Consider the following 15,136-nt stretch of genomic DNA (forward strand, 5'->3'; position numbering starts at 1 on the left):
TCTCAAACGTTAGCAAAAACGTTAGCACTTTTATTGCGATTCAGGTATTTACAGGTTGTTGATTTGCGCTAGCAGTGCCTTTGTGGCCGTTTCATTAGTATGCCTGTTGCGCTCGTTAATAAGCGCCACAACGGCGTCTTCCAGCTGTTCGTGCTTATTGGCTGCATAGGGTTCTCCTGCGCCCAGGTTAAGGGGCCAGCGCCTGGCTTCGGCTACTTTTTCCAGGGCTACTTTGTAGCGTTGCTGCTGCAGCGCTTCCATAGCCAGCATCAGTTTCACTTTCCTGTAAAGCTGTCGTCCGTCCGTTGCCCCTTCATAAGGGAGGATATGTATATCCCTGAGTGCTTTTTCCGCAGCAGTATATTGGTTATTGAGTATGAGACACCGGATATAGAGCATACCGGTAATATAGTGCTGTGGTGCGCTTTGTTGATAAGGTGTAATGGTTTTCAGCGCCGCCTGGTATGACTTTTCTGCTACCAGGTGTTCTGTCAGCATCTTACCATAGCGCCATTCTTTCGGATTAAGTGTAGCTGCGCGGGTAAGGTTTGCCAGCTGCTGATCTTTTTCTGTAGCATTGTATAAACGTGCCTTTAAACTATACAGTGGTGCAAAAGTGACTGTTGCCGGGATATCCTCCAGCAATGCCCGCCCCTTTGCACTATCATTACGGAACAGATATATCAGCGCCAGGTAATAACGGGGTTGCCACTGCTGTGTTGTTTCCATGGCCCACTGCATTACTGGTGCGCTTTCTTCCCGGAAGGGGAACACCATGTCCGGACTGGCATTGCCGGCAGCATTGATATAAGCGGCGCTGTCGGCATCCTGGCGATGCAGGTAGGCTTTCCAATAAGCAATTTCTGCATTAGCCGGCGCGAGATCCAGTATTTCCTGCGCGGCTGTTATCTGGCCTATTGTATGATACCAGGCAGCCATTTCAAGATAGGTTTCCTGCGGCAGCTCATTTCTGATCATCGACTGGAATGCCTTTTTATCTGCTTCATTTTTTTGTTGCAGGTATTGTTCAAACTGTGCAAAATGGTTCAAAGGGTCCATTTTCAGGATTTTTTCCCGCGCCCTGGCAGCTTCCGGTACTTTGCCGGATAAGCGGCAGGCAATGGCTTGTTGTAACCAGCCGTTGATATTGCCCTGGTTATCCAGGCAGCTTTTAACAGCATAAGCATATCCTTTTGCAAAATCCTGCTGTTTTAAATATAATCTGGACAGCTCTGTATAAGCGGCACTCCGGAAAGCAGGGGTAAGTGTGGCCACTTCTAGTCCGTCCAGTGCATCATAGTAGCGACCCAGTTTTGCAGCTGCCAGCCCATAATAATAATTGGCGCCGGGATCATAAGTGTCTATACCTAGTGCATACCTTGCAAAGTAAAAGGAAGAATCATACTGCATCTTCCGGTACTGGATAAACGCCATTTCCACCAGTGCAGGCACAAAGGCCGGGTCAACAGCTAATGCTGCCCGGATTTTCTTTTCTCCGGCGCCATAGTCCCGGAAGCGTAAAAGATCACGCCCCATCATATACAAACCATAAGCCCCATCCTGATGGAAAGTAGCCGGCCCTGTAAGTGGTCGGGCAAGATCTTTTATAGTTGTAGCTGTGTCCAGTAAGGTAATGGCATCTCCTAATACGATCTTTGCAGCCTGTTCCCCTGTTTTAAGCGGGATGGTATAACGGGCTGCTGTGAGTGGTTGCAGCTGCACCTGTTTGCTGTAAAGGACTTGTCCGGCGGCATCATACACTTTCAGGCTATCAGTCATGGTTTCCAGCGGAGAAAGTGCTACTGCCAGGGAATTGGCTGTTTGCCGGGCATAAATAACCGCATGCAAACTGGCATCTGTAAAGCCGCCGGTTTCCCGGAATGGAAACCAGTATTCTTCCCAGATATCCGATGCGTAGGGCTGAAAACCCACCTGCCGGAAAGGGGTAAGACTGCTGTTCTCTGCGTTCTGGTTAAAGAGGCGGCCGCTTTGTATTTCGCAATACTGGCCGCTACTATCTGTCAGCAGTTGCTCCCATATTTTGCCCTGGTTGGATAGCGCCCAGAGAAAAACTTTTTTTCCCAGTTTGTCTTCCCGGTTGGCATAACGGATCATACCAAAGTCTTCCTGCTGCCAGTAGGCCCCCAGGTAATTACTATGTTTGCCCAGCACGTGAAAGGATTTATCCGCCCCAAAATCATTCTGCGCGTAGTACGACAGGTTTTTATTATGTTCAATGTCAGTGGGCCAGGGACTGGGTTTTCCGTCATGTCCGATATAATTGGTGCCGGGATAGAGGAATCGCAGATCAGCTCCGGTTTTAATGCCCAGGTTCATCCAGGAATAGTAAGGCTGCACCACCGGGGTACTGTTATGCCAGAAAGAGCGGGTAATAAAATATGCTTTGTCTGCTGGCAAATTGATCTCCAGCGTCCACTTGGTTCTTGTTAGCAGGTCCAGGGTGCTGATAAAACAACTCACACTGTTATCTGCATTTTTACGCAGCAGGTAATCTACCGGGGTAGCACAGTTGGGCGTGTGTCCAATGATGCCGTAGTTGGCTTCTATACCTCCGCTGGTCCAGGGGCCACGCATCGCAATATCCCGGAATTTTACCACTCCATTGTCATAAAGGAAGGGTTTCCCTGTTTTTTTATCAATAGCTGTCCAGATCTTTCCACCTATTTGCGGGAGGATCATTACTTTAATAAAATCGTTTTCCAGTTCTACCACTTTCCATTGCTGGCTGACCGGTTTGTCAGTAAAACCATCGTATCTGAAATACGGGTAAATACGCTGTGCCGGCACAGGATCAGGGTCTGAGAAAGGATATGTTTTGTATGTTTTATCGTACTCACGTATGGAAGCCGTTTTTTGAGCCTGTGTCAGTAACGGCGTTAATATTAGTAACAACAATCTGTATAATGTATGCTTCATTCGTCTGATATTGCATTAGAAAATGTAAGTACTCAATCCACATCCCACCATAGGCGGGTAGATGCTTTGTCGGGGCCATTCAGTAACGGGATGGCCTTTTGTACTGCTGCTGCATTGGTTTGTTTTTCCAGGTCTATGAATGGAATACGTTTAATAGGAGTGCCCACCGGCAGATCGCTATTGTCAGAACTTACGAGGGGATAAAGCACCGGATACCCACTGCGTCTTACTTCTGCCCAGGCTTCCATACCATCCGGATAAAGTGCCAGCCATTTTTGGGTACCTATCTGCATGCGCTGGGTGGCTGTATTGCTGCCCCATTTTACTACTGTCTGATTTACAGGAGGGGATTGCAGGTAATCGTCCAGCGCTACCGGTTTCCCTTCAGATTGTATATAGGCACTGATCACCGCAGGGTCTTCTATTTTCCATTGCAGCATGCTCATTTCAATACCTTTTTCATACAGGTCTTTAGGAGTTCCATTCATATTCCATCCATTCAGCGCACCTTCTGCCCGCAGGAAATAAGCTTCCGCTGCATGCATAATGTCCTGAGAAACGGTTTGATTGGATACCCACTGCCCATCTACAATAGCTACCCAACGGGTACCTATGTTGGAAAGATTTTTCTGTTTGTTCTTTTCATTGGTAGTGATGGCTGTGGTGGGCACACCGTTGCGTATACCTGAAAATTTTCCGGTATTGGCGGCTGGCTGAAAAAAGACAGCTAAACGGGGATCCTTATAACCTTTCAGCATAGACTCCATGGCGGCGCTCATGCTAAATTCATTCCATTCGCTGATCCCTGCCAACCCATTGATATCCGTTCCCTTTACAGATTTTATCATATAAGCATCATGTGCCAGTTCTGTCATAACTCCATCTGCCACTGCCGCTTCAGCTTCCTGCCTGGCTTTGGTAGCGTTTACTTTTGATATACGCAATGCCAGCCGTAACCGCAGGGTATTGGCAAACCGCAGCCATTTTTCCCGGCTGCCACCGTAGATGAGATCATAACTCCCAAAGATATTCTGTTTATCTGTAGTTTTCAGTGTATTTACTGCCGCAGCCAGGCGTTTAAAGAAGTCTTCGTATATTTTATCCTGTGCATCATAATCGATTGTTTTCTGTGTTGCTCCTGCATGAAAATAAGGCACGGGGCCATAGTAGTCTGTGAGGCGGTGAAAGGTATACACCCAGATAATATTGGCCAGCGCATATTCCGGTGATTCCGGTTTTGAAAACTCAAAAATAGATTGCAATTGTGGCACCACCTGTGTATAGGGCATGGACCAATGTGTAGCCAACCAGTCGTATCGCATCACATAACGGTCTGACGGGAAATAAGTAACCGTGGTGGCAAAGTATTGAGCATACAGGTCGGCAAAAAGATTCTGTGCAACCTGGTAAGCATAAGAGGTATAAGACGCTGCTGACTCTGCTTTGGAAAAAAGAAAAGGGAGTTCCCGCTCACCAACACTTGTTAGCTTGGCAGGGTCCACATTCACCTCTTTAAAGTCCTTAGTGCAGGAAGTCCATAACAGACAGGTGATTGTCAGTACAGTGCACCATCTGGTGAAAATATATTTGTTCATAATTATTTCGTTTTTACGTGCCATCATTTAGAAGGATAATTTTACGTTCACACCAAAGCTTTTCAGGGCAGGAGGGTTACCTGATTCAATTCCCTGGAAATTACCTGCGCCGAGTGTCATATCAGGATCAAACGGAATTTTTCGCTTGCCTATACCGGGGATATCCATGCGGGATCTGCCACGGTAAAGGAAGAAGAGATTCCTGCCAGTGAGAGAGATCTTTGCATGTTTAATAAATTTGCTATGCATTGGAATTTCGTATCCAAGGGCCACTTCGCGCAACCGGAAGTTAGTAGCATCGTATGCAAAGAACTGCCCCCAGGCATAGCGCCCACCGGATACCGTGGTCCAGAAATCTTCCGCTTTTATGTCTGTGGTATTATTGCGGCCATCACTATATACACCTGGCAATACCCATCCTCCTTCGCGGTAAGGCAGTGTATAATCCCCCAGGCCATAAAAAGCAAGGTTGGCATCTGTGCCGGAAATAACGGTACCTCCTACACGCCCGTCCAGTAAGAAGGACAAACTTAGAGGACCATAGGTAAAAGTGTTGGACCATCCCAGGCTGAAATCAGGATTGAAATTGCCCAGGTATTGCAGTTCATTCATTTCAGGCAGCCCTTTGGCATTTACCAGGTGTACCCCGGTTTTGGGATCGGTGGCCCATCCGGACCCGTACATATCCCCATAAGAGCCACCTTCCTTTACTACCACATCTGCCAGACGCTTGCTACCGGTGAGGCTGGCCTCTTTTACGTCCGGACTAAGTTCCAGCACCTTATTTATATTCCGGGAAAAATTAACTGTAGTATTCCAGTTGAATTTTTTTGCACGTACAGGGTCTGCTGTCAATGTGATTTCTATCCCTCTGTTTTCAATATTGCCGGCATTGATATATTGATTGCTGAAACCACTGGCAGGTGGTAATGCCAGGAATAAAAGCTGGTTAATGGTGTTGGTTTTATAGAAAGTTCCGTCAATACCTATCCGTCCATCCAGAAAACGCCAGTCTATCCCAAATTCCCAGGAGCTGGTAAGTTCCGGTTTCAGATCGCTGATAGCCTTGGTGGCATCCCGGCTGATAAAACCATTGGCAGCACCTGGTGCATAGGAGTAGGGCTGTATCAGCAGATAAGGAATAGCGTCATTACCCACACGGGTATACGATGCTCTCACTTTGGCAAAGGAGATCCAGGAGGGCAATTGGGTCATATCAGATATTAATGCAGATAAGCCTACTGACGGATAAAAATAAGCATAGGGGGAAGGCAGGGTGGAAGACCAGTCGTTACGGGCACTGACATCCAGGAACAGGTATTTCCGGAAATCGAATTGCACACTACCATAAACAGATTGCAGCTCCCGTTTGGTAAACTGAGTAGTAGCATCCAGGGCAGTGGCATAAATAAGATTGAACTTATTGGGTACCTGCAAGCCATTGGCAGAAGTGGTACTGGTTTCATATTGCCGTCTCAGGATATTGCCGCCTATATTATAGGTTATGCCTACATCCTGAGTCAGTTTGTTATTACCTGAAACCAGTACATCAATATTTCTTTCAGATACATATCCGTTGGTTTCAAAGTAACGTCCTCCTTTGGGGGTTACTGGCAGAATCCCGATAGTGCCGCCATAATAGGAACCTTTGATTTTATCATTGTACCGGTCAAGACTATATCGTGCCTGTACGTTAAGCCATGGAGTAAACTCATATTTCACGGAGCCGAGCAAGGTAACACGATCTCTGCGCTCATTATAGGAAGTACGGTTTATATTCCAGTATGGGTTGGTGTATACAGAAGAGGTAGTCCAGTATTTAGACACCGGCTGCCCACCTTCATTAATTGTTTCATAATCCTTCAGTTCCGCACTACTCATATCGCGGGGCATAATGTAGGTCATCAGGGAAGTGCCGCCAATTTCCCCGGTAACGGGTTTGTTTTTTATTTCCTGGTTTACATAGGAAATTTTAGCATCGGTAGACAGTTTACTGGTTAGCTGGGTATTGATGCGCAGGCTAAGCGTATTCCGGTAAAGTTTATTTCCTGGAATAATCCCTTCAGCATAGTTGTTAGCGTAGGAAGTATAAGCTTGTATCTTTTCAGAACCAGTAGCCGCACTTACTGCATTGTTTACAGAAATGGCGGTGTGAAAAAAGTCCTTCACATTATCTGGATAGGTTTGTGTTTTACCTCCCCAGCTGGCAGCAGTACCATCTACTGTTTTTCCGCCATTGCCCCGGCCATAAACGTTCTGGAATGGCAGCATCAGCCAGGCCTTATCGGCAGAAATGCCGCCATTATAATTTACGGAGAGTTTACCTGCAGTACCTTTTTTTGTAGTAATAATGATAGCTCCATTGGCCGCCCGGCTACCGTAAAGCGCAGTGGCAGCAGCTCCTTTCAGCACATTTACTGATTCCACATCATCCGGATTAATATTGGCTGCACCATCACTGCCGTTGTAACCACCCCGGTCGCTGTCTATCTGTCCCTGTGGTGTGGAGTTGTCTACCGGCACACCATCTACCACAATGAGGGCGTTGTTATTACCACTGATAGAGCGGTTACCCCTTAATACCACCCGCACTGCACTGCCAGGACCTGCAGCGGCCTGGTTTACTACTGCACCGGCAATCTTGCCGGATAATGCACTCATGAAACTGGCATCCCGTACTTCATTGAGTTGTGCACCATTGATTTTCTGGGCTGCATAAGTCAGCGTTTTACTATTCTTTACAATACCCAAAGCAGTTACTACCACTTCTCCAAGTGATTTTGTTGATTGTTTTAGTATCACCTCCAGGGAGCTGCGGTCGCCTACAATTACTTCCTGTTGTTCATATCCTATAAAAGAAAATAACAGTATTTCTCCTTTCTCCGCATCAATTTTAAAGTGCCCCTCTGCATCTGCCAGCGTACCTCTCTTGGTGCCTTTTACACTGACGCTTACACCGGGAATGGCCATCTTACGTTCATCCGTTATTTTGCCTGTAATAGTGATTCGGTCTGCTGCTTTCGGTGGAGCATCCGCAGGGGGGAGACCGGCTTCTTTTTTGTGAATAACCACGCTGTTATTAATATCACTGGCAGTGAGATTGGTGTCTTTCATCAGTTCCGCTATGATATGCCCCAGCGGCTTATCTGTAAAACTGGCAGCAGCTACCTGGAATCCACGCAGGTCGTTTGAATTAAAGGCGAACCGTACCCGGCTTTCCCGCTCCAGTTTTTTAATAGCTTCGTGCAGGGGTTGTTTTTCAAACCGGATGCTTATGCGCATTTCAAGATTACTCTGTGCAGGAGCCGGCAGTGGATAGATGCGTATAGGCAACAGTACGCATATGAGCAGTATAAGCCAGCAATAAGGCTTACGGGGATGCCATTGCCGGCATCTTAAAGAAAGTTGCATCATGTTTTGACGATTTATTTTTTTGTGGAATTTGCGTTCCCTGGTTGAATGGTATTACTTGTTTTTGCTGATGCCTGCCTATTCTCCGGAAAACAGGCGGACATCCCTTCGTGCTGTACATTACTTCTCCTGTACGCTGCTGCAGCAGCGCGGTAACTTTATTTTAGCTGAATATTTTTTCTGATCACATTAACGGGTCCCGTTCAGGGAGATAGTCACATTTTTCCCGTTTGTACTGTATTGTATATTGTAAATACTTCCTATCATTTCCATCACATCCTGCAATGGTTGATGATGCAGAATATAGATATGTATTTTTTGCTGTTGCAGTTGTTCCGGATAATTGATAGATACACCATAACGTTCCTGTAGTGCTTTTACAAATTCAGGAAAAGGCACATCTTCCAGGTAAAGACCACCATCTTTCCACCCGCTTACCTTGCGGGCCTCTGCTTTATGTGTTGAAAAAGAGGAATATGCTGTATTATACACCAGTTCATCATCCTGATTCAACTGTTGCAGCTGCTGGCTGTTTTTATCTACACGCACCTTTCCGGTTAGTACGGTTATTTTAATAACAGGTGTTGCCGCATATGCTTTCACGTTAAAAGATGTTCCCAGTACAGCAATACTTACTTCACCTGTTTTTACCAGGAATGGCAATGTTTCATTTTGTTTAACATCAACAAATGCCTCCCCTTCTTCCAGGTATAGTTCCCGGTTGTTCCGTCCAAAGTATTCATCCGTACGGATACGGGTTTGTTGGTTTAGCCAGATAACAGATCCGTCGGGCAACACAAATTTCCTGGGCATCTTTGTATCATTCCGTAGTATAGCAAACTTCCGGGAGCTATGACGATGACTGTTCCAGTAAGTGATGGCCCCCAGCATACATATCCCGGCCACAACAGCTGCTATCTTTAACAGGCGAAGGAGGGGACGTCTGTTAAGGTTGAGCGTGCTGTTAACTTCCCGGTCTATATTGTTATAGATACCGGCCCCCTTTGCCGCCAGCTGGTCCGGGTCGTTGTTTGCAGTATTCTGTTGCAATGGATGTTGTGTCACCCAATCCCGCAACAGTTGTTCTTCTTCGGCAGACAACGGTTCGGCCAACCTGCGGTTTAAACGCCCCAGGTACTCATTAAATTCATTCAGATCCTTGTCCATGTCGTTCGTCCTATTAATTACAAAGAAAAGTAGTAGAGGGAGTAGATGAAAGAAAAAAAAATTGACTTTAATCCCGGGAGTGCTGCTTTAATTCCACCCGTAATACGGTTAATGCATTTGAAAGCTGTTTTTTTACGGTGAGGGGAGATATAGCCAGTTTTGATGCAATTTCATGTATGCTCAGTTGTTGTTGCCGGCTCATCAGCCAGATATCCCGCATTTTCTCCGGCATCCGGCGTACCCGTTCCTGTATGATATTATCCAGCTCTTTGGCCTGCAGATAATCAGAGGGGGTGAGGCCAGGCTGATCCGTTTTTGCTGCCACCTCCCGCTGCTTACTGGCCCATACCTGTTCCCGCTTTATATGATTGATAACATTATTTTTAAGGATAGTATAGAGATAGGCTTCCAGTCGTTGTGATGGGTCTATTTGTTCCCTGTTTCTCCAAAGTTTTACAAAGGCATCCTGTACAAAGTCTTTTGCCAGCTCCTCCGACCTTAGCAAATAAGTGGCCTGAAGAAACAGTTCCTGCCAGCAGGTTTCATAAAAAGACCTGAAGGCATTACTGTCACCTTCCTTTATTTTTTGTGCCTGCAACATGAAATGAGGTTATATGTGTACTAAAATACAGATTTTAAAATAATAATTGCACGAAAGGGAGGAGCACTGCAGCCATAATTGAATCAGCGACCCGGGTAAAACAATACGCCCAATTGCAGAAATCCCGGGTATCCGGTTACACATTGAACAATGGCGCATAGGGCCCACAAAAGCAGCAGCTTGTAGTACTGTTACTAACCCAAGGCCATATTAATCATTTCAGGCTGTTTTATCATGCTAATACCGGATGTTCCGGCCTACCTTTCCCCAGGGTTAAGGTACCCTTAAAGTACCCTTAAAGTACCCTTAAAGCATCCTTAAAGTATCCATATAGTACCCCTATAAGGGATACTATATGGATACTTCATAGCTATTTCAATAGTATGGGGGAAAAGTAACATAGGATACTATGGGACACTGTTCCTATGGTATATGGCTATTTTCAGGCAATATTCCACGATCTACATGTATGATGATGTCCTTTAGTTACAAGTATCTGCACAGGTATGCCTTATGGCTGGTACGGTCATCTTTTATGGTTGCAGTAATAACAGGTTGGGGTAGTGAAAAAGGGATGGCGCAACAGCAGTCTTCCCCTCAGCTGCTGTCTTCTTCAAAGGCAGATACCTGGGTAGCCACAGATGATCTGGGGCGTAGTACGCCTACCAATGAAGTGACCGGCAATATCCGTAAGGATCGTTTTGCCGGGATATTCTATTTTATATGGCAGGGGGCACATGGATACGACCGGCATAGCAGTGGAAATGCAACAGAGTCTGTTATGGAGAAAACACCTGGGGATACGGCCAGTCCTTATGATATCAGCCAGTTGTTGAAAGCCAATCCGCAAAACCCGCAATATGGGCCTATGCATGCCTTTCATTACTGGGGACAACCGTACTTTGGGTATTATTTACCGGACGACGAATGGATTATCCGTAAACATGCACAAATGCTGTCGGATGCAGGAGTGGATGTAATTGTCCTGGATGTGACCAATGCAGCCATTTATCAACCTCAGGTGGCCAAAATAGCAGCGGTATACCGCGACATGCGGAAAAACGGTTTATCTACCCCTCAGATCGCTTTTATTGTAAACAGTGTACCGGAGAAAACGGTTGGCCGGCTGTATGAAAACATCTATAAAAAACAATTATACAGTGACCTGTGGTTTTACTGGAAGGGCAAACCACTGTTATTATGTCCTCCGGAGGCAGTAACGCCCGAAATATCGCGTTTCTTTACCATACGCCAATCCTGGGCATGGAGTAATGCAGAAGGGTGGTTTGGCAATGGGAAAGATAAATGGACATGGCTGGACAATACTCCCCAGGCATATGGCTGGCACACGGCCCCCGATAAGCCGGAGCAGATCAGTGTAAATATCGCCCAGCATCCTGCCACCAATATTGGCCGGAGCTTTCACCAGGGCCATCAACCGGATTCCTCTGGTTTCCGGTCGGGTGAGGGGCTCAATTTTGCGGAACAATGGAAACGCGCCCTGGAAGTAGATCCTGAATTTGTGTTTATTACTGGTTGGAATGAATGGGTGGCCATGCGTTTTGCGGCAGGTAATGAGCCGGCTTCTTTTCTGGGCAAACCCATCAAAAAGGGGGAAACCTTTTTTGTAGACCTGTATAACGAAGAGTATAGCCGGGATGCAGAGCCGGTGAAGGGCGGTTTTGGGGATAATTATTATTATCAGCTGATAGATGGTATCCGCCGGTATAAAGGTACCCGGCCTGTACCAGTAGCCAATGCAGTAGCAGCTGTGAAAATAGACGGTGCATTCCATGACTGGAAAAATGTAATTCCTGCTTTTGAAGATGATAAAGGGGATATCTTTCACCGGGATCATCCGGGGTGGGGGCGTATCCAGCGGTATGAAAACAGTACCGGCCGCAATGATATTATTGCAGCCCGGGTGGCGGTAAACAAGAAGTATATCTCTTTCTATGTTAAAACAGCTGCCACACTTACTTCCTGGAAAGATAGCGCCTGGATGAACCTTTTTATCCGCGTAAAAGATGCGGATGCGCCAGACTGGAAAGGATTTAATTATCTTGTTAACCGGCAGGCAGTGAATGCCAATACCACTACCCTGGAAGCCTGTACGGGTGGATGGAACTGGAAGAAAATAGCGGATGTCCGGTATGCCGTGAAAGGAAATGAAATGGAGCTGCAGCTACCGGTAACGCAGCTGGGGATAAGCAGCAAAGAAGGATTTGAAATCGACTTTAAATGGGCGGATAATGCTCCGCTGGATGGAGACGTGATGCATTGGCTGGATAAAGGAGATACCGCTCCGAATGCCAGATTCAGCTACCGGTATATTTATCATCCATTGCATTCAACAAAGTAGTCATACCAATATCGCATACTAAATACCACCTTATGACAACAGGCTATTTAAAACTGATCTGCTACATCCAGCTGTTACTGTTAACAGCTCATGTAGCAAATGCTCAAACCAGGGCAAGAAAAGGAACTGCTGTGAAATTCAGCAAAGAGACCCTTACAAAAAAATTTATTGCTGAAGGAGTGGCAGTGGGTGATATAAACCGGGATGGAAAAATAGATGTGATGGCAGGCGCCTATTGGTTTGAAGCGCCAGGCTGGAAGCAGCATGAAATCGCAAAAGCAGATTCTTTTATTGTAAATGGTGGATACAGTAATTCTTTCCTGAATTTTTGTATGGATGTAAACCAGGACGGCTGGCTGGATATTGTTCGTATTGATACGCCCGGTGAATCGGCAGTATGGTATGAAAATAACAAGAACAAGCCGGGGCATTGGAAAATGCATATGATATATCCCAATGTAGGGAATGAGTCCCCGCAGTTTGTAGATGTGGATGGCGATGGCAGGCTGGACCTTTTATGTAATGATCCGAAAACAAAACAGATCATCTGGGTACGGGCACCATTTAAAAAAGGAGATACGAAGTGGGAAAAGTTTGTGATCAGCGAAAGAAAGGATATCCCCGGAACACATATGTATACTCATGGACTGGGGTTTGGGGATATGAACGGAGATGGACGTAAGGATGTGGTGATAAAAGATGGCTGGTGGGAAGCGCCGGCAGATCCTAAACAACCTGATTGGACATTTCATCCGGTAGCACTGAGCGAAGAATGTTCCCAGATGTATATCCAGGATCTGGATGGAGACGGGGATGTAGATATTATCAGTGCCTCCGCGCATAACTATGGTATATGGTGGCACGAACAGGTAAAAGATGAACAGGGCAATGCCAAATGGATTCATCATGTTATCCATAAGGAGTTTTCCCAATCGCATGGCCTTGCCCTGGTAGATGTTAATGGGGATGGTCATCCGGACCTGGTAACGGGTAAACGTTTTTTTGCACACAACGGTCACGACCCCGGAGAATATGAGCCTGCGGTATTGTATTGGTTTGAATTTGTTCCGGGAAAAACACCTGCCTGGATACCACATGAGATAGATAATAATTCAGGAGTAGGACTTCACGTGGTGGTAGAAGATATCAATAAGGATGGTCGTCCGGATATTATCACCGGCAACAAAAAAGGTGTACACGTATTTAAAGCATTATAACAGCCTATTTAAAAATGAGAAAATTTTTTGTCACAGCAGCACTGTTATTGCCATTGATGTATGGTAGTGTGCAGGCACAGTTGCCTCCCGTATTTGATAAACAAACGGCCGCTAATGCTACCGGTACGCCAACTACCCGCAAATACCTGCCTCCTGTGCGTATTGTATGGCAGGAAGGCAACCTGCAGGGCGTATCAGGATTAATGCAGCCGGGCAACGGACAGGCTGATCTTTCCAATAAAAACATGTGTATCCTGAAACCTGCGGGTAATGTAAAACCAGCTATATTACTGGATTTTGGCAGGGAATTGCATGGTGGATTGCAGATCGTAACCGGGATGTGGGGAGGCAATAAACCCGTGAAATTGCGCATTCGTTTCGGAGAGTCAGTGAGTGAAGCTATGAGCAACATAGAACCGGAAAAGAATGCTACTAATGATCATGCCATCCGGGATATGATGGTAGAAGTACCCTGGCTGGGTAAACTCGAAGTGGGTAATACAGGATTCCGGTTTGTCAGAATCGATGTGGTAGAGGATGTACCGGAAGTAATGCTGAAAGAAGTGCGTGCCATTTTTAATTTCCGGGATCTTCCTTATCTGGGGTCTTTCAATAGCAGTGATACTTTGCTGAACAAGATCTGGCTGACAGGCGCTTATACGGTGCATTTAAATATGCAGGATTATCTCTGGGATGGTATTAAGCGCGACCGGCTGGTATGGGTAGGGGATATGCATCCCGAAACATCTACTATCAGCACCCTGTTTGGATACAATGAGGTAGTACCCCATAGCCTGGACCTGGTGAGGGATATCACCCCGTTGTCTGAATGGATGAACGGAATCAGTACTTATTCCATGTGGTGGATTATCATCCACCGCGACTGGTATTATCACAATGGGAACCTGCCTTATCTGCGTCAACAGAAAGCGTATCTGTTGCCTTTACTCCGCCGGATTTCACAGATGATAGATGAGAACAATAGTGAAAAATTGGATGGCACACGTTTTTTAGACTGGCCTTCCAGCGAAAATCCCCAAGGTATACATGCCGGTTTACAGGCTATGATGGTCCTGTCTTTGCAGGCAGGTGCCGAGTTATGTAAAATATTACAGGAGCCGGCCGCCGCACAGGAATGTGAAGCGGCAGTAGCCCGGTTGAAAAAACATGTACCGGATCATAACAATTCCAAACAGGCAGCAGCACTGATGGCCCTGTCTGGTCTGGCATCCGCAAAAGAAATGGATGATCAGGTAATCAATGTAGGCGGTGCAAAAGAATTTTCTACTTTTTACGGATACTATATGTTGCAGGCCAAAGCTAAAGCCGGTAATTATGAAGGAGCACTGGATGCTATCCGTACTTACTGGGGAGGAATGCTGAGTATAGGAGCTACTACTTTCTGGGAAGATTTTAACCTGGATTGGTTAAATAATGCCGGCAGGATAGATGAGCTGGTAAAACCCGGTCAGAAAGACATTCATGGTGACTACGGAGGCTACTGCTATAAGGGCTTCCGGCATAGCTTATGTCATGGGTGGGCATCTGGTCCTACTCCCTGGCTTACGGAACATGTACTGGGCATACAGGTCAAAGCGCCGGGCTGTAAAGTGATCAAAATAACACCTCATCTGGGAGATCTTACCTTTGCAGAAGGTACTTTCCCTACCCCTTATGGTATTTTGAAAGTGAAGCATACCAAAGGAAAAGACGGCAAGATAAAGTCAGAGATCAATGCGCCTAAGGGGGTAACGATATTAAGGTAGTATTTAATAATTTATTCCTAAAGCAAAGTGGCCGTATTAAAAGTATTTACTTTTAATACGGCCACGCTTCATTTAAGCTG

Annotated in this window: 8 protein-coding genes; 3 read left to right on the plus strand and 5 right to left on the minus strand. The window is 46.1% G+C overall.

Translation table 11 applies throughout. The annotated features are described in order from the left end of the window. Window positions 1-48 precede the first annotated feature (48 nt). The 5 genes from ABR189_RS25475 to ABR189_RS25495 form a co-directional block, all read right to left on the minus strand. Window positions 49-2,937, minus strand: coding sequence for a DUF5107 domain-containing protein (locus tag ABR189_RS25475; RefSeq protein ID WP_354663311.1), 2,889 nt, complete (start codon window positions 2,935-2,937; stop codon window positions 49-51). A gap of 32 nt (window positions 2,938-2,969) precedes the next feature. Continuing rightward, window positions 2,970-4,532 (minus strand): SusD/RagB family nutrient-binding outer membrane lipoprotein, encoded by a 1,563-nt coding sequence (locus ABR189_RS25480; protein ID WP_354663312.1) that lies wholly within the window; start codon window positions 4,530-4,532, stop codon window positions 2,970-2,972. Window positions 4,533-4,559: 27 nt separating this feature from the next. Beyond that, window positions 4,560-7,946 (minus strand): SusC/RagA family TonB-linked outer membrane protein, encoded by a 3,387-nt coding sequence (locus ABR189_RS25485; RefSeq protein ID WP_354663313.1) that lies wholly within the window; start codon window positions 7,944-7,946, stop codon window positions 4,560-4,562. 186 nt (window positions 7,947-8,132) lie between these two features. Next, a complete protein-coding gene (locus tag ABR189_RS25490; RefSeq protein WP_354663314.1) occupies window positions 8,133-9,110 on the minus strand; it encodes a FecR family protein in 978 nt (325 codons plus the stop codon). Between the two features lie 67 nt (window positions 9,111-9,177). Beyond that, window positions 9,178-9,711, minus strand: coding sequence for an RNA polymerase sigma-70 factor (locus ABR189_RS25495; RefSeq protein ID WP_354663315.1), 534 nt, complete (start codon window positions 9,709-9,711; stop codon window positions 9,178-9,180). Between the two features lie 469 nt (window positions 9,712-10,180). Between ABR189_RS25495 and ABR189_RS25500 the strand changes: the two genes are divergently transcribed. The 3 genes from ABR189_RS25500 to ABR189_RS25510 are packed head-to-tail and all read left to right on the plus strand — an operon-like array spanning window position 10,181 to window position 15,056. Continuing rightward, the gene (locus ABR189_RS25500; protein WP_354663316.1) at window positions 10,181-12,073 is read left to right on the plus strand and encodes a glycoside hydrolase family 71/99 protein; all 1,893 of its coding nucleotides are present in this window, start codon (window positions 10,181-10,183) and stop codon (window positions 12,071-12,073) included. 32 nt (window positions 12,074-12,105) lie between these two features. Further along, entirely contained in the window at window positions 12,106-13,290 is a 1,185-nt protein-coding gene (locus tag ABR189_RS25505; RefSeq protein ID WP_354663317.1) for an FG-GAP repeat domain-containing protein, read from the plus strand. A gap of 14 nt (window positions 13,291-13,304) precedes the next feature. Continuing rightward, a complete protein-coding gene (locus ABR189_RS25510) occupies window positions 13,305-15,056 on the plus strand; it encodes an alpha-L-rhamnosidase-related protein (RefSeq protein WP_354663318.1) in 1,752 nt (583 codons plus the stop codon). Window positions 15,057-15,136 lie beyond the last annotated feature (80 nt).

It is taken from the genome of Chitinophaga sp. H8, assembly GCF_040567655.1.
Taxonomy (GTDB): domain Bacteria; phylum Bacteroidota; class Bacteroidia; order Chitinophagales; family Chitinophagaceae; genus Chitinophaga; species Chitinophaga defluvii.

What these genes read in the sequence shown, in the direction of transcription:
- ABR189_RS25475 (WP_354663311.1), bottom strand. Translation starts at nt 2,937, where the DNA reads ATGAAGCATACATTATACAGATTGTTGTTACTAATATTAACGCCGTTA.
- ABR189_RS25480 (WP_354663312.1), bottom strand. Translation starts at nt 4,532, where the DNA reads ATGAACAAATATATTTTCACCAGATGGTGCACTGTACTGACAATCACC.
- ABR189_RS25485 (WP_354663313.1), bottom strand. Translation starts at nt 7,946, where the DNA reads ATGATGCAACTTTCTTTAAGATGCCGGCAATGGCATCCCCGTAAGCCT.
- ABR189_RS25490 (WP_354663314.1), bottom strand. Translation starts at nt 9,110, where the DNA reads ATGGACAAGGATCTGAATGAATTTAATGAGTACCTGGGGCGTTTAAAC.
- ABR189_RS25495 (WP_354663315.1), bottom strand. Translation starts at nt 9,711, where the DNA reads ATGTTGCAGGCACAAAAAATAAAGGAAGGTGACAGTAATGCCTTCAGG.
- ABR189_RS25500 (WP_354663316.1), top strand. Translation starts at nt 10,181, where the DNA reads ATGATGATGTCCTTTAGTTACAAGTATCTGCACAGGTATGCCTTATGG.
- ABR189_RS25505 (WP_354663317.1), top strand. Translation starts at nt 12,106, where the DNA reads ATGACAACAGGCTATTTAAAACTGATCTGCTACATCCAGCTGTTACTG.
- ABR189_RS25510 (WP_354663318.1), top strand. Translation starts at nt 13,305, where the DNA reads ATGAGAAAATTTTTTGTCACAGCAGCACTGTTATTGCCATTGATGTAT.